The organism is Bacillus cereus group sp. Sample62 (assembly GCF_036851315.1).
Taxonomy (GTDB): domain Bacteria; phylum Bacillota; class Bacilli; order Bacillales; family Bacillaceae_G; genus Bacillus_A; species Bacillus_A wiedmannii.
Genome location: NZ_JAFLPK010000001.1, coordinates 1109744 through 1130525 on the forward strand (window position 1 = coordinate 1109744; position 20782 = coordinate 1130525).

Sequence of the window (20782 nt, forward strand, 5' to 3'; positions counted from 1 at the left end):
TGGAAGGAAAAGCGAGGTGAATGAGAGTGAGCAAATTTTTAATACCGTATTCATTTTCTATATTAAGTTTCTTTATTTCAGCAACGGCACTTGATTTATTTGATAGGGTGGGAAGAAATGATGAGATGACTTCACCGAACATAATTGGTAAGATAATTCAATCTACTGCGCAAATGGGAGTCCTTACATTGTATTTCGGAGTACCTATTATTTTAGGCGGCTGTCTACTTGGTGAGCTATTGTTTAGATTTATCATTTTACGATTTAAACTAAGCTATATTATATCTTTATTATTATATTTACTTTTAGCTTTTACTATTGTTTTCGTAACGGTTGGAATTCCAACTACATATGAAGCTTCTAATATTTTTTTCATGGGAATAACTATGATTTGCGCTGTTACATTCTTTGTGGGCCGGAATATATGGGAGAAAAAAGAAATGAATAATGGAGTGACAGAATGAAATACACATGTCCATGCTGCGGGTATAAAACATTAGAAGAAGAACCACCAGGTACATATGAAATTTGTAATATATGTTATTGGGAAGATGATGAGGTTCAGTTTAACGATCCTGACTTTGAAGGCGGGGCAAATGAAGTTTCGTTAAGACAAGCACAGAAAAACTTCATTGCATTTGGTGCTTGCGAGGAAGCTTTTGTGAAATCAGTTAGAAAGCCGATTAGTGAAGATGTGAAGGATGCTAGTTGGAAGCAAGTTTGTTAAATAGCTTAAAATAAAAATGTTATTAATCAATGTAACAGGAGTAATAACATTTTTTTATGCAATGATGAAAGAATTAACGCCGTCTTATAAGATAAAACAGTAAAGATGATACAGTAATAGGAAGGCCAGTATTCAGAAAGGTTTCTAAAGTAAAGGATAGAAAATCTCTGTCGTTAAACCACATAAAGAATACATGATTGTAGGAAATACCTAACAATATAAATAAAGGAATCCCAATTTTTAATTCGTGACTTTTTTTATTTTTCTATAACAAAATTCACCAAATAAACAACCGATAAGAACAGGGATGCTTCCAAGAATTGAAAACATAATAATAGATACCCAAATCGGTCCCCAGGAGTCAGCATAATTTGGAACTAGTGTATACTGTAAAACGTTCACAATGATAGAAAAAACCAGTAAGCATATTAAATAACTAATAGAAAATTTTTTCAATGGAATCATCCTTATAAAATTTCACTTTATTTTTATGAAAATATAAACCTCTTTAAATTATAAATTAGACATATAAGGATAATCAATTTTATACATTTCGTGTTTATGGATATATTTTCAATGAATATAAAAGTATAGATGTATAGTCAACTTTGAGTATTTAATGTTATCATATTGAATGATATGGAAATTTTTAATAGAAGAAGCAACGAACAATTCAAAGGTAATGAAGCTTTTGTTGTATAAAGAAAATATTTATTATTACTCAGCGATATTAAAAATAAGATACATATTTATATAAATTTAGTAGAAATGGGGGTTTTAAAAAGGAATGAGTATAAGTATAACAAGGAAAAAGATTTTAGCAGCCGCTTCTCAAATTGTGCAATGTAAAGGGGTTGCTAAGTTAACTTTAGAAGCGGTAGCAAAAGAGGCGGGGATAAGTAAAGGTGGATTGTTGTATCACTTTTCAACTAAAGAAGCTTTAATAGAGGGCATGATACTCAAAGGGACGGAGGAGTATCAAGACGCTATTCACAATAAGGTTGCGGAAGACTTAGAGAAGAAAGGAAGGTGGGTACGTTCTTTTGTAGAGGAAAGATTAAGTAATGAGAGAAGAGTAGAAGAGCTGGGTAGTAGTATGATGGCAGCATTAATGTTAAAACCTGAATTACTTGAACCGTTACAACAATCATTTCAGCAACTGCAAAATAAAATAGAAAATGATGAGATAGATTCAGTTTGTGCCACAATTATTAGATTAGCGGCAGATGGATTATGGTATTCGGAATATTTAGGGGTTGGAAGACTAAGCCCCGAATTAAGAGAAAAAGTAATTCAAGCTCTTATTTGTAATTCATATAAATAGAATATACGAACTATATAATGTAAAATAATTCACCATTGCTTATTTAATGCACTGGTGAATTATTTTTTTTATTAGAAAAATAGAACAATTTTATAGAGTATTGAATTATAACCGTCCAGACGGTATAGTAATATTTGGATTAAGAGGAAAATGAAACAAAAAAAGAATAAAAAATATTTTTAGCACACTATTCGAAAGGATAGGCCGCAAAGCTTAGAGTCTACGGTAATACATATTGGTTACTAAGATCGTCTGGTTGCACATTTTTGATGCAACCAGACGGTCTTTTTTTGTTATATAAATATAAAAATTTAGGAGGGAACTATGCAAATGAAAAGTACTAAAAGGCACATTTCAATGGTTTCATTAGTTTTTCTAGTATTATTTTCAGTGCTGAATGTGTGGGCTCCAGTTATTCAAGCTGCTGTGATGAAAAGTCCAGTGGACGAAATTAATATTTCCCGTACTGATGGCACGACATCTGAACCGTATCAAGCCTCAGATGGAATGAAAGTAGAAGTGAAGTGGTCAGCTAAAGAAAAAATAAAAAGTGGAGATCAATTCACAATTGATATGCCAAAAGAGTTTCGAAAAGACCTTATGAATATGAGTTTTCCTTTAAAAGATGCTGAAGGAAAAACAGTTGGTACATGTGAGATGAAAAAGGGTCTATTGACGTGTACTATGGGTGATTACGTAGAAGGAAAGAATAACATTAAAGGTTCTTTATTCGTAGAATTCTACTTTGGTCTAGAAGCATATGATGGTGTTAAAGAAATTCCATTAGAATTTAACGTTGATGGTCAAATCGTAAATAAAGAAGTAAATGTAAGTAATACGACAGAGAGACCGAAGCCACAGCCCAATACAGATAATCTATTGAAATGGGGTTCTTATAATCAAGAAAATCCGTCCATTGCTGATTGGCTTGTATATGTAAATGCAACTGGAACAGAAATGCAAGATCTTAAATTAACAGATACATTAGGACCGGGGCATGAGTTAATTACCGACAGTGTAGTATTAGAAGAGGCTGTATTTGAAGATGGTTATGCACCAACAAATGTTAAGCCAGCAGATTTATCTAACATTAAAATAAATGCAACAAAGGCTGGATTTACAATTGAATTTCCAGACAGTTCAAAAGGCTATATTTTAAGATATAAAACAAAGGTGACAAATCCCGCTGCAAAGCCTCATAAAAATACAGTGAAATTAGAAGGGAAAAATATTAAAACTGAAGAAAAAGTAGGACAAGTATTTGTAAGTGGTGGGGGAGGATCCGGTTCAGGTGACGATAATCCACCTAGCATTGAAAAAAATATAGTTGATGAGAATGGCAAGCTTGTAGAGAATGAGCAGTTAACACAAATGGATCAAGTTATTCAATACCAAGTTGGTACACATATACCGAACGATCCTCCTAAATACACATCTATGGTAATTAGTGATGATTTAGAAGATGTTTTAGAAGTATTAGAGGCAAAAGTGTATGATCAAAATGGCCAAGATATTACTTCTAAAGGAACGTTAAATATAGATAAACAAAGAAGTGAAGTAACATTTACGTTTGGTGAGAGTTTTGACTATAAGTCATATGAAGACCAGATAATTAATCTCAGTATCAAGGCGAAAATCAAAAATAATGCAGACTTATCTTCTTACGTAGATAAGAAGATTCCTAATAAAGCGGAATTACATTTTGATGATAAAACATTAACATCAAAAGAAGTAACTATTACGCCGCCTGAAGCTCCAAAAGATGGTACAGTATCGCTTCATAAAACAGATTCTGAGAATCCAAATAAAGGGTTAAAAGGTGCCGAATTTGAAGTTCGAAATAGTGCAAATGAAGTTGTTGCAAAACTGAAAACGGACGAAAAAGGCTTTTCAGTACCTCAAACTTTAGCTCCTGGGACGTATAAAGTTTATGAAACAGTAGCACCAGAAGGATATCAAAAATTAACAAGCCCAGTAGAGGTTACACTTCAAGCTGGAGAAACAAAAACAATTGAAATTAAAAATACTATGCAAAAGGGTCAAATTGAAGTAAAGAAAATTGATTCGGAAAATGGTGAAAAACCATTAGCAAATGCAGAGTTTGATATAGTAAAAGACGGTGTAGTAGTCGAACATATTGTTACAGATAAAGATGGTAAGGCAATCTCTAAACCGTTAGCACCAGGGAAATATATTTTAAAAGAAACGAAAGCACCTGAAGGCTATCAATTAAAAGAAACAGAGTTCGAAGTAAATGTAACAGGGGACGGCATATTCCCAATACAAGTGGAAAATGCAATGGTTGACAAAGGTAATATAGAAATCACAAAAGTGGACAAAGAAAACGGGGCAGTATTAGCGGGTGTCGAATTTGAAGTCCAAGATGAGAAAGATGAAGTAGTAAGAAAAGTAGTAACAGATAAAGATGGAAAAGCAAACGTTTCAGATCTATCAGTAGGAAAGTACAAATTAGTAGAGACGAAAAGCTTACCGGGTTATAAAAAGCTAACAGAACCAGTACCATTTGAAATAAAAAAAGGTATGACAAAAGCTTTAGCAATAAAAGTAGAAAATGAGCAGTTAGACAAAGGCTCAGTAGAAATTACAAAAATAGATAAAGATAGTCAAAAAGTATTAGAAGGCGTAGTCTTCGAAGTGCAAGATGAGCAAGGCAAAGTAGTAACAGAAGTAAAAACAGATAAAGATGGTAAAGCAAAAATCTCTGATTTATCAGTAGGGAAGTACAAATTAGTAGAGACGAAAAGTTTACCAGGCTACAAAAAGCTAACAGATCCAGTATTATTCGAAATTACAAAAGGTATGACAACAGTCCTATCATTGAAAGTAGAAAATGAACAGTTAGATAAAGGTTCAGTAGAAATTACAAAAGTAGATAAAGACAGCAAAAAAGCATTAAAAGGCGTAGTCTTTGAAGTGCAAGATGAAGTTGGAACAGTAGTAAAGGAAGTAACGACAGATAAAGAAGGAAAAGCAACCGTTTCAGATCTATCAGTAGGAAAGTACAAATTAGTAGAGACGAAAAGCTTACCAGGTTATAAGAAATTAATAGAGCCGATATCGTTTGAAATTACAAAAGGCATGACCGAAGTCTTATCATTAAAAATAGAAAATGAAATGGTAGATACGGGGAATGTAGAGATAACAAAGGTAGACAAAGATAATAAAGCACCGTTAGCGGGAGTAACGTTCGTTGTCCAAGACGAGAAAGGTAACGAAGTTAAAAAAGTAACAACAGATAAAGATGGAAAAGCAAATGTTTCAGATTTACCTGTAGGCAAGTATGGATTGGTAGAGGTAGAAAGTTTACCAGGTTACAAAAAACTAACAGAACCCGTATCATTTGAAATAAAAAAAGGTATGACCGAGATTCTATCATTAAAAGTAGAAAATGAAATGATGGATACAGGGAATGTAGAGATAACAAAAATAGATAAAGATAGTAAAGCACCGTTAAAAGATGTTGTATTTGAAGTACGTGATTCAAAAGGAAAAGTAGTAACGAAAGTAACAACAGATAAAGATGGAAAAGCAAACGTTTCAGATTTATCTATTGGGAAGTATGAGTTGGTGGAGGTAGAAACACCAGCAGGATACAAACCACTTGAAAAACCAATTTCATTCGAAATTGAAAAGGGTAGAGTAACAGCGTTAAAGCTAACAGTCGAAAATGAATTAGTGGATACAGGAAATGTAGAAATTACAAAAGTAGACAAAGAAAATAAAGATGTTTTAGCTGATGCAGTATTTGACATTCAAGATGAAGCCGGACAAGTAGTGGCTAAAATGACGACAGATAAAAAAGGACAAGCACAAGTTACTAATTTATCAGTTGGAGCATATAAGTTAGTAGAAGTGAAAGCACCAAAAGGATATAAGCAATTAGTAGATCCAATTACTTTCCAAATTGAAAAAGGTATGACAAAATCTCTTGCTTTAACAGTCAAAAATGAAATGTTAGACAAGGGTAATGTAGAAATCACAAAAGTAGATAAAGACAGTCAGAAAGCATTAGAAGGCGTAGTCTTCGAAGTGCAAGATGAAAAAGGCAAAGTAGTAACGAAAGTAACAACAGATAAAGAAGGAAAAGCAAACATTTCAGATCTATCTGTAGGAAGTTACAAATTAGTAGAGGTAGAAAGTTTACCAGGTTATAAAAAGCTAGAAAAACCAGTATTATTTGAAATCAAAAAGGGTATGACAGAAGTTTTATCACTAAAAGTAGAGAATGAACAGTTAGATAAAGGTTCAGTAGAAATTACAAAAGTAGATAAAGACAGTCAGAAAGCATTAGAAGGCGTGGTCTTCGAAGTGCAAGATGAAAAAGGCAAAGTAGTAACGAAAGTAACAACAGATAAAGAAGGAAAAGCAAACATTTCAGATCTATCTGTAGGAAGTTACAAATTAGTAGAGGTAGAAAGTTTACCAGGTTATAAAAAGCTAGAAAAACCAGTATTATTTGAAATCAAAAAGGGTATGACAGAAGTTTTATCACTAAAAGTAGAGAATGAACAGTTAGATAAAGGTTCAGTAGAAATTACAAAAGTAGATAAAGACAGTCAGAAAGCATTAGAAGGCGTGGTCTTCGAAGTGCAAGATGAAAAAGGCAAAGTAGTAACGAAAGTAACAACAGATAAAGAAGGAAAAGCAAACATTTCAGACCTATCTGTAGGGAGTTACAAATTAGTAGAGGTAGAAAGTTTACCAGGTTATAAAAAGCTAGAAAAACCAGTATTATTTGAAATCAAAAAGGGTATGACAGAAGTTTTATCGTTGAAAGTAGAAAACGAACTAGTAGATAAAGGTTTAGTAGAGATTACAAAAGTGGACAAAGACAGTCAGAAGACATTGGCAGGTGTAGTCTTTGAAATCCAAGATGAAGCAGGCAAAGTAGTAACGAAAGTAACGACAGATAAAGAAGGAAAAGCGAAAGTTTCAGATCTATCAGTAGGAAAATACAAATTAGTAGAGACGGAAAGCTTACCAGGCTACAAAAAACTAATAGAGCCAGTATCATTCGAAATCAAAAAAGGTATGACAGAAGTTTTATTATTAAAAGTAGAGAATGAACAGTTAGATAAAGGTTCAGTAGAAATCACAAAAGTAGATAAAGACAGTCAGAAAGCATTAGAAGGCGTGGTCTTCGAAGTGCAAGATGAAAAAGGAAAAGTAGTAACGAAAGTAACAACAGATAAAGAAGGAAAAGCGAAAGTTTCAGATCTATCAGTAGGAAAATACAAATTAGTAGAGACGGAAAGCTTACCAGGCTACAAAAAACTAACAGAGCCAGTATCATTCGAAATCAAAAAAGGTATGACAGAAGTTTTATCACTAAAAGTAGAGAATGAACAGTTAGATAAAGGTTCAGTAGAAATTACAAAAGTAGATAAAGACAGTCAGAAAGTATTAGAAGGCGTAGTCTTCGAAGTGCAAGATGAAAAAGGCAAAGTAGTAACGAAAGTAACAACAGATAAAGAAGGAAAAGCGAAAGTTTCAGATCTATCAGTAGGAAAATACAAATTAGTAGAGACGGAAAGCTTACCAGGCTACAAAAAACTAACAGAGCCAGTATCATTCGAAATCAAAAAAGGTATGACAGAAGTTTTATCACTAAAAGTAGAGAATGAACAGTTAGACAAAGGTTCATTAGAAATTACAAAAATGGCTGCTGAAAGTAAGAATGTATTATCAGGGGCAGTGTTTGAAGTTCATGACGAAAAAGGCAAAGTAGTAACGAAAGTAACAACAGATAAAGAAGGAAAAGCGAAAGTCTCAGACTTATCTGTAGGTCACTACACACTTGTAGAAGTAGAAGCACCAAAGGGTTATGAAAAATTAACTAATCCAATTCCATTTGAAATTACAAAAGGAATGATAAGTCCAGTTCAATTAGAAGTATTAAACAAATTGACTTCTTTAGCACCACCAGGCCCAGAGAAACCAGAAACAACGGATCCAGAGAAACCAGAAACAACGGATCCAGAGAAACCAGAAACAACGGATCCAGAGAAACCAGAAACAACGGATCCAGAGAAACCAGAAACAACGGATCCAGAGAAACCAGAAACAACGGATCCAGAGAAACCAGAAACAACGGATCCAGAGAAACCAGAAACAACGGATCCAGAGAAACCAGAAACAACGGATCCAGAGAAACCAGAAACAACGGATCCAGAGAAGCCTGGAACAACGGGTCCAGAGAAGCCTGGAACAACGGATTCAGAGGAACCTGGAACAATGAATCCAGAGAAGCTTGAAAAAGAATTACCGAAGACAGGACAGAAAATGCCTGTGGAACCATATATGGGAGCACTTCTTATCATGATGAGTTTTGGATTGCTCGTATTAGGTAGAAAACAGCAGAGATAATAAAAGTGAAAAGGTATCCTCAAAGTATCGGAGGATACCTTTTTTATTTGACATAAAAAAGGTATTTAGCAAAAGAACTCGATACAAATAAAAACAAAAAGGAGACAAAGTTCGTCCTATTTTCTTAATGCGGTTATATCAAAAAAGTTAGCTATATATTTAATGTGAAAGTAAAAGGTTAAAGGCCTTCGTAATGTTTGGATGAAAAAAGAGTTATCTTTGTAATTAATTTGAGTACTTAAGGAAAGAAGTCTATTTCCTTAAGTACTCAAAGGATGATAGTCCAATAGCAGGTGGGAGATGGAACTCGTTTTAGCATTGTATTAGCACCTTAAAATGTAGATAGGGGAAAATAATGTAAAAAAACTATTGTATATTCAAAACCCTTATGTTACATTTGTGTTACATAAAAGTTACAAACGGTAACTTATGTTACGGTTTGTTTTCTTTTGTTTATCGGTATGTTACAAAAAGAAAAGTAAAGCTGAAAAAATAGCAATCTAAAAATAGTTTTTCTATGTGTATAAGAGTGTGTGTAGTAAAGAGCCTGTTGAGAGCTTTACGCACATTATTAAAATTCCTTTCTGTCTTAAAAGAAGAAAATCAACTACCAACTATTTAGGAGTTTTAAGTAATGATAGTAAATGAAATGTACTTCCTTTCCCACACACAAAGTACATCTTTACTTTCAGTCTAATTACTACACAGACTTTTATACATATGCTGTTATTGTTTTAGGAACACATAGGGGGAGAAAGAATGAGGAAGTTATTAACGGTAATTGGAATTACATTTTTAATGTTAGCCGGATGTAGTAATGGGAATTTTGAAAAAGAAATGGATGCAGGGAAGACCGCGTTAACGAATAAAGAATATAAAAATGCCTTATCATCATTTGAAAAAGCGCTAGATGAGAAACGAGACGATTCAGATGTAATGGTGCTTGTAGAACAAACGAAAATAATGATTGAAGCAGTGAAGTTAAAAGAAGAAACCAAGGTAGAAGAATCAATTAAGTCATTTGAAAAAGTAGAGAACATGAAGGATGGGAATAATACACTTATAAAGCAGGCAAAGGAAGAACGAACAGCATTACTAGCTGTGTTAGAACAAAAAAAGAAGTATAGTGAGCAACTGACGAAAAGTGAAGAGTTAATAAGTAAGAAAAATTATGCAAAAGCGAAAGAGATGTTAAATAAGTTAGTTGCAGAAACAAAAGATAATAAGAACCTTGAAGAATATAATAAAAAAGCGGTAGGATTAGTTACGAAAATTGGTGAAGAAGAAAAAACTGCAAAGAATGTAACGGCAGCGACAAAGGCACAAAAAACTGATGCAGGAACGAACCAAAAGGTAGCAACAGAGAAGACTCAAAAAACAGAGGCAGAAAAAAATCAAAAGGTAGCGACAGAGAGTAATAAAAAGGTAGAAGCAGACAAGACTCAAAAAGTAGCGACAGAAAATAATAAAAAGGTAGAAACAGGAAAGACTCAAGATACATTTACTTTTGAGAAAGCGAAAGAATATATTAAAAATGAATATAAAGAAGACTATGATTACACGCTAGAGAATACGCAAGTAGAGAATGGAAAGAAATATTATCAAATTAGAGTGCGTACGACATATAAAATAGAAGGCGCAGCTGGAGCAGGATTTACTGGCGTATTTAAAGTATTCGAAGATGGTACAATTATTGAAATGCACTAAATTGATGAAAAAGGTATCCTCAAAGTATATGAGGGTACCTTTTTAGCATAAAAAAAGGCATCTAGCAAAAGTACTAGATGCAAATAAAAACACAAGGGAAGACAAAATTCTTCCCGTTTCCCGTATGTAATTATATCAAAAAATATATAAAAAACTAGCTTTATTTTTTATATATTTGATGTGTAAAGCTATGAAAGTATAAGATTACACTGTTTTCATAGTGTTTTATTAAAAAAGGAGCTGCGTATATGATTAATTTTAAACCAGAAAATTTGAACCAACTATTAAAAGTGATGTTAATTAGTGCGAATAAGTCTTATGATGCGATTAAAGACTATGAATTTACAGGAGAAGCAGTAGTATTCCGTGTAGATTTCGAATATATTGACGTTTCTTTAATGATTGTAGATATATTAGGAAGATCTGCTTCTAAATTTAGCATTTTGCCATATGCCCGTCCGAATACGAATGAAATAGATTACATTCAGTTTCAAGTGTATTCGATTAATGAAGGGAATTTTAAAGAGATGCTCGATACGATGTGCTAACTATAATTTTACAAAATTGTATATAAAATCTTAATTTCTGCTAATATATAATTAATAAATTCATATAATTGGAGTGATGAGATGCAGCCGTTAGAAAGGGAGATTCATTCTAATATGCTGAAAGTGTGGCGAATCCACGCTTTAATTGGGGCGGCAGTTATACTAGCAGTCGTAATTGCGTATTTCTTTTTTATGATCAATTTTAACTGGTGGGGCTGGTTGTTTGGTTTGTTAGTAACAGGAGCTATTACATTTATCCCGCTTGATTATTTTGTGTTTCCAAATTTACGTCAACGTTATTATAGTTACAGATTAAATGAAGAAGAGATTGAGATTCAAAAGGGAATGTTCGTTGTAAAACGCGTACTCATTCCGATGATCCGTGTGCAGCACGTAACGATTGAACAGGGCCCGATTATGAGAAAGTATAATTTAGCAGAATTACATATTTCAACAGCGGCAACTTCTCATAGTATTCCAGGCTTAACGAAGGAAGAAGCAGAGCAGCTGAAAAGACAAATTGGAGAACTTGCGAAAGTGAGTGAGGAGGATGTATAAGAGGCAACATCCGATCACGATTTTATTAGGTATTCGAATTGCGGGTTTATTGCCTTTTATTTTTCTAGTTTTATTTCAATCAGATGGTCAAGTAAAACCTTGGTATCTCTTACATCTTGTTCTTTTATTTGTATTATTCATTATGGCAATTTTCTCAGCTATAAAATGGTATTTCAAAGTGTACTGGGTTGAAAATAATATTGTACATATAAAGCACGGTGTGTTCGTTAAGAAAGAAAGTTACTTAAATAAAGAACGTGTGCAAAACATTAGTACGTCTTCTAACATCATTTATCAAGTGCTTGGACTGACGAAGTTAAACATAGAAGTAGCGGGCGGTGGTAGTGAGCCAGAAGTGATGTTAGCTGGCATTAGAGAAGAGGAAGCGAAGGAACTGATTGCTTTATTAAATAAAAAAAGAAGCGCTGCGAGTGAAGAAGTACCCATGGCAGAAGAAAGTAAGACGATTTATCAGTTAACGATGAAAGAGATTTTAGCAGCTTCCATTACGTCTGGTAGATTCGGATTAGTGTTTTCAGGATTACTTCTTATTTACACAGAGTTTAATCAATTTCTTCCAGAATGGCTCATAAATAAAGTGGAAGCGTATGTGATGGATAACGGTGTATATGAATTAATCGTTATGGCCGCGATTTTAATGGCGGTTTCGTGGGTCGTTTCGACAGCTGGTTATGCTTTAAAATATGCGAACTTTAAAATTGAGCGAAACGGAAATGAAGTTCGCATCGTGCAGGGATTATTTGATAAGAAAGAGTTTGTGTTAAAATTACACCGCATTCAAGCGATTACAGTGAAAGAAGGCATTCTCCGTCAACCTTTCGGATATTGCTCTGTCGAAGTGGAAGTTATTCAAAGTATAGAAGCGGCTGGAAATGAAGTAATGCTACATCCCTTTATGAAAAAGAAAGATGTCCAGCAGTTACTTACGTATTTGCAGTTGCCATATGAAATGGAAGAGGAAATCGTTCATTTACCGAAATCGGCATTACGCCGTTACGTAATAATGGGCTGGATTACAAGTGCTGTGCTCGCTGTGCCGATTACCGGTGCGAGTATATATTTTAAACAACATATCGCATTGTTCACTTTAATACCATTATTTATTATATTTACGTTACTTGCATACGCTCGGTATACAAGTAGTGGTTATATGATACGAGACAATCAGCTAGTCACGGTATACCGAGGTCTTGCGAAATATACAGGGATCATGCGGAGAAGGCATGTGCAAGCAGTAGGATATAATCAATCGTATTTTCAAAAGAAAGACGAGCTATGGACAGCTGTTGTATCAGTGGCGGGGCAAGGTTATGAAGTGAAGCATATGCGTAAAGAAGATGCACTTCGTATATATAATTGGTATAAAGAAAAAGGAAACACCGGTGTGTAATGGTGTTTCCTTTTTTTGTGTCGTGATTAGTCGATAAGTCGATATATTAGGAAAATCGCTGATATATTTCAAGTTGCGCCGATATAATTTCACATACCGTGGTTTCCAAACTCTGAACTCCAAAAACTAAACTAACACATCGAAAGTAGTCACAAATGACGGACGAGAGAAAATACTTTTCTGCTGCTCTGCATGTGGATGCGCCTGAGCCTGTGCTTGTCCTTGTCCTTGTCCTTGTCCTTCTGCTTGTGCAGGGCGTTTTTTATGAGCGTTTTCGAATGAACGTGATTCTGTCCAATCTTTAAAGTTTTGCTCCGTTTCCCACATCGTTAAGATGACATATGTATCGTTACTTAATGGGCGTAGAACGCGGATCGCTTGGAATCCTGGTTCGTTTTCGATAAGGCCTGCGCGGTTTTTAAAACGGTTTTCAAATACTGGGCGACCTTCGTCTGTTACAGAAATGTTGTTACAAACGATGTAGCCAGGTTGTCCTTTAAATTCGCCAACAGCGTCTAGTACGTCATACTGAAGAGAACCTTCTACAGATTCTTCTGTATTTTCTTTATAAAACATATCTTTTTCATTATTTTTTGCAGTGAAATGTGCTTGTTCTAGAGGTGTTTCGTATGAAATAATAGCCTTCATTTTAATGCCCCCTTTAATTGTTTGTTTCTATTATATCAACTCTCGTAAAAAACTTCGAAGATTATATACATAAAGATACTTCTTTTTCAAATAATAAATGTACCATCATTTGGAAAGAAGGCCGATGTATGAAGAAAGTAAAGTGGACTTTATTAGGTGGATTATCAACGCTCGTATTAGCGATTGTACTTTATAAACTTATTGTGTTAGCTGGTGGCTATATGATGGATGAAAAGCAGCTCGTTTTCCACTCTTCATCACGTATCGTTGACCAGAAAGGGAAAGAAATTACGAAATTATACGTAGAAAATAGAGATCTCGTACCAATCGAGCAAATTCCGAAATACGTGCAGCAGTCATTTATTGCGGTGGAAGATTCTCGTTTTTATGAGCATCAAGGAATTGATTATCCGTCTATATTCCGGGCTCTTTATAAAGATACGTTAGCTGGAGAAAAGGTAGAGGGCGGTAGTACGATCACGCAGCAGCTCGCTAAAAACGTTTTTTTAACTCGTGAAAAAACAGTTACGCGTAAATTGAAGGATGTCGCAATTTCCCTTCAATTAGAGCAAAAATATACGAAGCAACAAATTCTTGAAATGTATATGAATCATATTTATTTTGGCCATGGAGCTTACGGTATTCAAGCAGCAGCAAAGTTGTATTTTAATAAAAATGTAGAAGATTTAACAGTAGAAGAAGGAGCAATGCTTGCAGGTCTTCCGAAGTCACCAAACGGATATTCACCTTATTTCTCTCCAGATAAGAGTAAGGAGCGCCGTGATCTCGTATTGTCACTGATGCATAAACAAGGCTATTTGACTGCCGAAGAGAGCGTACGTTATCAAGGAAAGACCATTGCTCTTTACAAAAACTTAGATGAGAATGAACTCGCATATATGCCGTATATTGATATGGTTATAGATGAAGCAGCTCGTTTATACGGATTGTCTCATCAAGAAGTACTTCGCGGAGGATATACGTTTGTCGTTCCGATGGATGAAAAAGTTCAAAAGGTAGCGTATAACCAGTTTCAAGATGCGAGGAATTTCCCTGGTAAAGAAGAGGGGGCGCAAGGTGCTTTTTTATTAATGGATAATCGTACGGGCGGAATTAAAGCAGCGATTGGCGGAAGAAAGTATGTCCCGAGAGGCTTTAATCGTGTTTTTGCAAAAAGACAGCCGGGATCTGTGCTAAAACCACTTATTGTCTATGCACCAGCACTCGAAACGAAAAAATATAATCCGTATTCTTTATTAACGAATGAAAAAACTTCTTTTGAAGGTTATGAACCTCGAAATTACAATCGTCAATATACGAAAGAAATGACGATGTATGATGCGATTTTAGAGTCAGCAAATGTACCGGCAGTTTCTTTATTAAATGAGTTAGGGGTAGAAGAAGGAAAGCAATATTTAGAGAAAGGAAATGTTCCTATTGCCGATGCTGGGTTAAGTACAGCACTTGGCGGGCTGAAAAATGGTGTTTCAACATTTGATCTTGTGAAAATGTATCGTGCATTTTTAGCAAATGGCGCTATTATTGAGCCGCACGTGATTGATAAAGTGTTAAATAGACACGGCGCAGTCATTGGAGAATCGCCAAAAGTAGAAACGAAAATTTTCTCGAAACAAACGGCATGGTATATGACGAAAATGTTAGAAGGGGTTGTGAAGGAAGGGACAGCGAAAGCAGGCATATATAGCGGTGCATTAGCTGGGAAAACAGGTACAACTTCCTTACCAAATGACGATAATGGAGCTAGAGATATGTGGTTCGTTGGCTATACGCCAAATTTAGTAGGTGCTGTTTGGATTGGTTATGACCGTACGGATAAAGAGCATCAGTTGCAAGGAGAAAGTGCGTCAGCAACGAAATTGTTTAAGAAAATTTTAACGAAGGCAAATGTAGAACAGAAAGAGCAGTTTATGAAACCAGAAGGTGTGGAAACAATCGGTGCTCCGATTCGTTTGCGCAAGATTGAAGATGTGAAAGTGAAATTAGCATTTAGCCCTTTCGGTTTATTTAAAGCAAAATTAAGCTGGACACCACTTCCAGATGAAAGAATTATGTATCGCATCTATAGAGTGGAAAACGGAACCCATACGCATGTAGGTACTGTAAATGGTGTCGGGGAATATGAGGAAAAGTTCGTTAACATCTTTTCAAAACCGAGTTTTTACGTTGTACCATATAACACACAAACGAATCGCGAAGGAGAAAAGTCAAAAGTAGCTAAACCATAGTTTTTCTCTGTGCTATAATAAGAATGTTGTGAAAATAGTAAGCGGTTTTACGAATGTTTGTGTCAATTTCATGAACAACGTACATAATGTTATGCATTTTGTTTTTACAAGCTGTATAGTAAAAAAAGATAAATATCGGAATAGAACGTATTTAGAGCAAAAGCATTGGCAAGGAAGGGAGCAAGGGTCTTGGTAAGAACTATAAATGAGACATTTTTAAAAGCATGTAGGGGGGAACGTACTGATTATGTACCAGCATGGTATATGCGTCAAGCAGGTCGTTCGCAGCCGGAATATAGAAAGATAAAAGAAAAGTATTCTTTATTTGAAATTACACATAATCCAGAGTTATGTGCTTATGTTACAAAGTTGCCGGTTGATCAATATAACGTAGACGCAGCAATTCTTTATAAAGATATTATGTCACCACTACCTGCAATTGGTGTGGATGTAGAAATTAAATCAGGTATTGGCCCAGTTATTGATAATCCAATCCGTTCTTTACAAGACGTAGAAAAACTAGGGGAAATCAATCCAGAAGATGACGTACCGTACATATTAGATACGATTCGTTTATTAACGACAGAAATGTTAGACGTACCGTTAATCGGTTTTTCAGGGGCTCCATTTACATTAGCAAGCTATATGATTGAAGGCGGTCCATCTCGTAATTATCATAATACGAAAGCGTTCATGTATGCAGAGCCGAAAGCTTGGTTCGCTTTAATGGATAAGCTAGCAGATATGGTTATTACATATTTAAAAGCGCAAATTAACGCAGGAGCAAAAGCTGTTCAAATTTTCGATTCTTGGGTTGGAACAGTAAATGTAGCAGATTACCGCGTATTTATTAAACCAGCAATGGAGCGTATTTTTGCAGAAGTTCGTAAGGTGGGTGTACCGATGATTATGCACGGCGTAGGAGCTGCACACTTAGTAAATGAATGGCACGACTTACCGCTTGATGTAGTAGGCTTAGATTGGCGCTTACCGATCGAAGAGGCACGCGCACGCGGCGTTCATAAGGCGGTACAAGGAAATATGGACCCTTCATTCTTACTTGCACCATGGTCTGTTATTGAAGAACATGTAAAAGGTATTTTAGATCAAGGGATGAAAGAGCCTGGTTATATCTTTAACTTAGGACACGGTGTATTCCCAGAAGTAAATCCAGATACATTAAAACGTTTAACTACATTTATTCATGAATACTCTAAAGGGCAGTTAGCGAAGTAAAGGAGAATTGCTGTATGAAAAAGAAAATTGGTTTGCTTGTAATGGCATACGGAACGCCATATAAAGAAGAAGATATTGAACGTTACTATACACATATTCGCAGAGGAAGAAAGCCAAGTCCTGAAATGCTAGAAGATTTAACAGAGCGTTACCGTGCAATTGGTGGTATTTCTCCTTTAGCTACTATTACATTAGAGCAAGCTAAAAAGTTAGAACAGCGTTTAAATGCAGTACAAGATGAAGTAGAGTACCATATGTATCTTGGCTTAAAACATATCGAACCGTTCATTGAAGATGCAGTGAAAGATATGCATAACGACGGCATACAAGATGCAATCGCACTTGTTCTTGCGCCGCACTATTCTACATTTAGCGTGAAATCGTATGTAGGACGAGCACAAGAAGAAGCTGAGAAACTTGGAAACTTAACAATTCACGGCATTGATAGCTGGTATAAAGAACCGAAATTCATCCAGTACTGGGTTGATGCAGTGAAAGGTATATATAATGGTATGTCAGAAGCAGAACGTGAAAAAGCAGTATTAATCGTATCTGCACATAGCTTACCAGAAAAAATTATCGCACTTGGCGATCCATATCCAGATCAATTAAATGAAACAGCTGACTATATTGCAAGAGGTGCTGAAGTAGCAAACTATGCAGTAGGTTGGCAAAGTGCAGGAAACACGCCAGATCCTTGGATTGGTCCAGATGTACAAGATTTAACGAGAGAACTAAATGAAAAGTACGGATACAGTTCATTCGTATACGCACCAGTTGGATTTGTTGCGGAACATTTAGAAGTTTTATATGACAATGACTTTGAGTGTAAAGTTGTGACAGATGAAATTGGCGCAAAATATTATCGTCCAGAAATGCCAAATGCATCGGACGCATTTATTGATTGCTTAACAGATGTTGTATTAAAGAAAAAAGAATCTGTATTATAAAAAAAAGGGGGAGCATGCTTGAGGAAAAAGGTTGTAATCATCGGCGGTGGCATCACAGGATTAACAACAATGTATAACTTGCAAAAAGAAATTCATGACAAGAACTTGCCGATCGATACATTACTGATAGAAGCATCGGGTAAACTTGGCGGGAAAATTCAAACCGTTCGAAAAGATGGATTTACAATTGAACGCGGACCGGATTCTTTCTTAGCACGAAAAGAAAGTGCAGCTAGATTGGCGCAAGAATTAGGTCTTGGCGATGAACTTGTAAATAATAAGGCCGGTCAATCATTTATCCTCGTAAACAATCGGTTACATAAAATGCCGAGCGGATCGATGATGGGAATTCCAACGCAAATTACGCCGTTTCTATTTTCCAGGCTGTTCTCCCCAATTGGTAAACTAAGAGCTGGTTTTGATCTGTTAATGCCGAGATCAAAGCCAGTATCTGACCAATCACTTGGGCATTTTTTCAGACATCGCCTCGGAAACGAAGTGGTAGAAAATTTAATAGAACCATTACTATCGGGTATTTATGCAGGGGATATTGATGAAATGAGCTTAATGTCAACATTCCCGCAAATGTATCAAATTGAGCAGAAGCATCGCAGTATTTCACTCGGTATGCGTACACTTGCCCCGAAAAAAGAGACATCTGAACCGAAAAAAGGAATCTTCCAAACAGTGAAAACAGGTTTAGAATCTATCGTAGAATCTCTCGAAGTGAAGATGCATGAAGGTACGATAATAAAGGGCACACGCATTGAAAAAATTGCAAAACTTGGTGATGGTTATACGATTACTCTTAGTAACGGAAAAGAAATAGAAGCGGACGGGGTCGTAGTGGCAACATCACATAAAGTATTGCCATCTATGTTCGCGCAGTACAAGCAGTTTCGTTTCTTCCGCAACATTCCGTCCACATCAGTTGCGAATGTCGCAATGGCTTTCCCGAAATCAGCCATTCAGCGCGATATTGATGGTACAGGATTTGTCGTATCTCGAAATAGCGACTACACAATTACAGCATGTACGTGGACACATAAAAAATGGCCACATACAACGCCAGAAGGAAAAACGCTTCTTAGGTGTTACGTTGGACGACCTGGTGATGAAGCAGTTGTAGAACAAACAGAAGAGGAACTCGTGGAGCTTGTACTAGAAGACTTACGAAAGACGATGGATATTACAGAGGATCCAGAGTTTACAGTCGTAAGCCGCTGGAAAGAAGCAATGCCCCAATATACAGTAGGTCATAACGAGCGAATGAAGAAACTCACAACATTTATGGAAAAAGAGTTGCCAGGAATATACTTGGCAGGTAGTTCTTACGCTGGTTCTGGTCTTCCGGACTGTATTGATCAAGGTGAGAAAGCTGCAAAGCGTGTACTATCTCATTTGGAGAAAGTAATGGATACCGAATTAATTGCACAATAAAGTGAAACGCCTTCAATCACATTGAAGGCGTTTTGTTACTTATTCACCAATAAACATATATAAATTATTTGGCTTTATAACGGTATCCCCTGCATAAATAACCCACTCTGTTAAGTTATCAAAATCTAACTGATAACTATTTCCTTCGCTCATATCTTTTATAAAATATGGTTCATTAATGAGTATTCCTTGAATGAAATCTTCCGTAATGTTTTGCATTTCAAACCACATATGTTCACTGTTTCCTTCTTCGTAGGAAATACCAAACTTAGCGAGGAAACGAAAATCTTCATTCGATTGTTCAATGTGAAAAATGTTGCTGAAATACCCGAAAGTATTTTTTGCATTGTAAGCCATACGAGCCGTTTCGCTATTTGTTTTATAGAACATGAGCCCTGTAGCTTCCTCGTGTTCTTTGAAAAAGCTTTCAATACATTCTTCTGAAGTATCAAATTTGAACAAGAGAACAGATGGCGATTGATGGTATTCATCTCGGTCATCCATCCCGCCTAAGAATGTGTTTTGTGCATCTATTGGTTGTAGTTTCACTTCTTCATCCTCGATTGAAGATAATTGATCCATACTCGTTTTATACCCAATATAAGATAATCCTTTTTCCCATGGAACAGCTACTGTATGTATAGAACCTTGCTGACTATGCGCGATCACGATAGGCTCATTCATAGGGACTTGTCCATTCTCAACGGCATTATTAGCAAATGTTTGAAAGAAATCGCTAATGCCGTAGTAGGAAGAAATACGATTTGGAATAATTAATTCTATTTCTGTTACACCTGCTCTTAAAAGACCATGTGTATGAAACCAATATTGCGTAGGCCCACCGTCTTTATCGTCTTCATAAACAGAATGAATAACGTACAAGTCAGGAATGTCAGGTAACAATTCATTTTCAACGTGATATTCAATATAACTTCTAGATATTACTTTCATTGCTGCACTTGAATCGATTACAAATAACAAATCTGGAGCGATGTTCCATAAAAACTGTAACTGCTGGAAAAAGCAGTCCAGCACATCGCCTACAAATAGCGTACGAGTGAAAATTTCAGTGCCATAAGCAGCATCTTCAAAATTACGATCTACGATTGTAGAATCTTGTCTATTGTACATTTTATATTCTTCTGGATCGCTCGTTTCATCAATATGCAGTTCATACGGTATGATTGTTTCATCCATATGTAACTCAACAATAAGGCTTGTCTCATCACTGTAAACAATTTTTAATTCATCCACTTTAGTAGAGATAGTCTCTAGCCGCTGTTTTAACTGTTCAATCGTAATTCTAGTTGGTATAACAGCAATCATATCTGAAAAATGACGTTCTAATGTTCCATTCATAGCTGCGCGGTATGTTTCTGTTTGCACTTTCATCCAATCACTCCTATTCAAATGAATCCATTTTACATGCCAATGAAATTTCGATATTTTCTGTTTTCTCTCTCTAACATTATAGAGCGCATTCGTAGAAGGTGTAAAATTATTATTTTGTATTATAGTTTGAAAGCTTGTAAATTAAATAAATTTTTTGTAAAACTTGTCGAAATGTAGTTCTATATAACGAATCATTTGATATGATAGA

Annotated in this window: 14 protein-coding genes, 1 pseudogene and 1 riboswitch; of the genes and pseudogenes, 12 read left to right on the top strand and 3 right to left on the bottom strand. The window is 35.5% G+C overall.

Features of this window, described 5'->3' with window-relative positions; translation table 11 throughout:
• Positions 1-26 precede the first annotated feature (26 nt).
• On the top strand, positions 27-464 hold the full coding sequence (locus J0835_RS05605; protein ID WP_140386692.1) for a hypothetical protein: 438 nt from the start codon (positions 27-29) through the stop codon (positions 462-464).
• Positions 461-727 (top strand): CPCC family cysteine-rich protein, encoded by a 267-nt coding sequence (locus J0835_RS05610; RefSeq protein WP_087979719.1) that lies wholly within the window; start codon positions 461-463, stop codon positions 725-727. The genes J0835_RS05605 and J0835_RS05610 overlap by 4 nt, the downstream gene beginning before the upstream one ends.
• Before the next feature lie 73 nt (positions 728-800).
• Here J0835_RS05610 and J0835_RS05615 read toward each other — a convergent pair.
• Positions 801-1183 (bottom strand): annotated as a pseudogene (locus J0835_RS05615) (hypothetical protein).
• A 331-nt stretch (positions 1184-1514) separates the two neighbouring features.
• On the opposite strand from J0835_RS05615, the gene J0835_RS05620 reads away from it, so the two are divergent.
• The 6 genes from J0835_RS05620 to J0835_RS05645 all read left to right on the top strand — a co-directional run bounded on the left by J0835_RS05620 (position 1515) and on the right by J0835_RS05645 (position 12662).
• Positions 1515-2051: a TetR/AcrR family transcriptional regulator gene (locus tag J0835_RS05620; RefSeq protein WP_087979720.1), complete on the top strand. Its 537-nt coding sequence runs from the start codon at positions 1515-1517 to the stop codon at positions 2049-2051.
• Between the two features lie 171 nt (positions 2052-2222).
• A riboswitch (cyclic di-GMP riboswitch) is annotated at positions 2223-2315 on the top strand.
• A 60-nt stretch (positions 2316-2375) separates the two neighbouring features.
• Positions 2376-8438 carry a SpaA isopeptide-forming pilin-related protein gene (locus tag J0835_RS05625; protein WP_333728071.1) on the top strand — a complete coding sequence of 2021 codons (6063 nt, stop codon included), beginning with the start codon at positions 2376-2378 and terminating at the stop codon, positions 8436-8438.
• A gap of 759 nt (positions 8439-9197) precedes the next feature.
• Positions 9198-10145: a hypothetical protein gene (locus tag J0835_RS05630; RefSeq protein ID WP_087979721.1), complete on the top strand. Its 948-nt coding sequence runs from the start codon at positions 9198-9200 to the stop codon at positions 10143-10145.
• A 248-nt stretch (positions 10146-10393) separates the two neighbouring features.
• The gene (locus tag J0835_RS05635; RefSeq protein WP_087979722.1) at positions 10394-10693 is read left to right on the top strand and encodes a protoporphyrinogen oxidase; all 300 of its coding nucleotides are present in this window, start codon (positions 10394-10396) and stop codon (positions 10691-10693) included.
• Between the two features lie 81 nt (positions 10694-10774).
• A complete protein-coding gene (locus J0835_RS05640) occupies positions 10775-11251 on the top strand; it encodes a PH domain-containing protein (protein WP_087979723.1) in 477 nt (158 codons plus the stop codon).
• Positions 11244-12662: a PH domain-containing protein gene (locus J0835_RS05645; protein WP_087979724.1), complete on the top strand. Its 1419-nt coding sequence runs from the start codon at positions 11244-11246 to the stop codon at positions 12660-12662. The genes J0835_RS05640 and J0835_RS05645 overlap by 8 nt, the downstream gene beginning before the upstream one ends.
• Before the next feature lie 126 nt (positions 12663-12788).
• Here the strand turns inward: J0835_RS05645 and hmoB are convergent, their stop codons facing one another.
• Entirely contained in the window at positions 12789-13310 is a 522-nt protein-coding gene (gene hmoB, locus J0835_RS05650) for a heme-degrading monooxygenase HmoB (protein WP_087979725.1), read from the bottom strand.
• A 128-nt stretch (positions 13311-13438) separates the two neighbouring features.
• Here hmoB and J0835_RS05655 point away from each other — a divergent pair, with 128 nt between their 5' ends.
• From J0835_RS05655 to hemY, 4 genes are all read left to right on the top strand, one after another.
• Positions 13439-15556, top strand: a complete 2118-nt coding sequence (locus tag J0835_RS05655; RefSeq protein WP_087979726.1) for a transglycosylase domain-containing protein — start codon at positions 13439-13441, stop codon at positions 15554-15556.
• Positions 15557-15745: 189 nt separating this feature from the next.
• Complete coding sequence (gene hemE / locus J0835_RS05660) at positions 15746-16792, top strand: uroporphyrinogen decarboxylase (RefSeq protein ID WP_000252607.1); 1047 nt, start codon at positions 15746-15748, stop codon at positions 16790-16792.
• A 14-nt stretch (positions 16793-16806) separates the two neighbouring features.
• On the top strand, positions 16807-17742 hold the full coding sequence (gene hemH / locus J0835_RS05665) for a ferrochelatase (RefSeq protein WP_087979727.1): 936 nt from the start codon (positions 16807-16809) through the stop codon (positions 17740-17742).
• Positions 17743-17760: 18 nt separating this feature from the next.
• Positions 17761-19182 (top strand): protoporphyrinogen oxidase, encoded by a 1422-nt coding sequence (gene hemY / locus J0835_RS05670; protein ID WP_087979728.1) that lies wholly within the window; start codon positions 17761-17763, stop codon positions 19180-19182.
• 39 nt (positions 19183-19221) lie between these two features.
• On the opposite strand, the gene J0835_RS05675 is transcribed toward hemY, so the two are convergent.
• Entirely contained in the window at positions 19222-20574 is a 1353-nt protein-coding gene (locus tag J0835_RS05675; protein WP_087979729.1) for a DUF4026 domain-containing protein, read from the bottom strand.
• Positions 20575-20782: the final 208 nt, after the last annotated feature.

Bases quoted from the DNA above. Each gene is read 5' to 3' on its own strand.
- J0835_RS05610 (WP_087979719.1), top strand. From the start codon at position 461: ATGAAATACACATGTCCATGCTGCGGGTATAAAACATTAGAAGAAGAA.
- J0835_RS05620 (WP_087979720.1), top strand. From the start codon at position 1,515: ATGAGTATAAGTATAACAAGGAAAAAGATTTTAGCAGCCGCTTCTCAA.
- J0835_RS05625 (WP_333728071.1), top strand. From the start codon at position 2,376: ATGCAAATGAAAAGTACTAAAAGGCACATTTCAATGGTTTCATTAGTT.
- J0835_RS05630 (WP_087979721.1), top strand. From the start codon at position 9,198: ATGAGGAAGTTATTAACGGTAATTGGAATTACATTTTTAATGTTAGCC.
- J0835_RS05635 (WP_087979722.1), top strand. From the start codon at position 10,394: ATGATTAATTTTAAACCAGAAAATTTGAACCAACTATTAAAAGTGATG.
- J0835_RS05640 (WP_087979723.1), top strand. From the start codon at position 10,775: ATGCAGCCGTTAGAAAGGGAGATTCATTCTAATATGCTGAAAGTGTGG.
- J0835_RS05645 (WP_087979724.1), top strand. From the start codon at position 11,244: ATGTATAAGAGGCAACATCCGATCACGATTTTATTAGGTATTCGAATT.
- hmoB (WP_087979725.1), bottom strand. From the start codon at position 13,310: ATGAAGGCTATTATTTCATACGAAACACCTCTAGAACAAGCACATTTC.
- J0835_RS05655 (WP_087979726.1), top strand. From the start codon at position 13,439: ATGAAGAAAGTAAAGTGGACTTTATTAGGTGGATTATCAACGCTCGTA.
- hemH (WP_087979727.1), top strand. From the start codon at position 16,807: ATGAAAAAGAAAATTGGTTTGCTTGTAATGGCATACGGAACGCCATAT.
- J0835_RS05675 (WP_087979729.1), bottom strand. From the start codon at position 20,574: ATGAAAGTGCAAACAGAAACATACCGCGCAGCTATGAATGGAACATTA.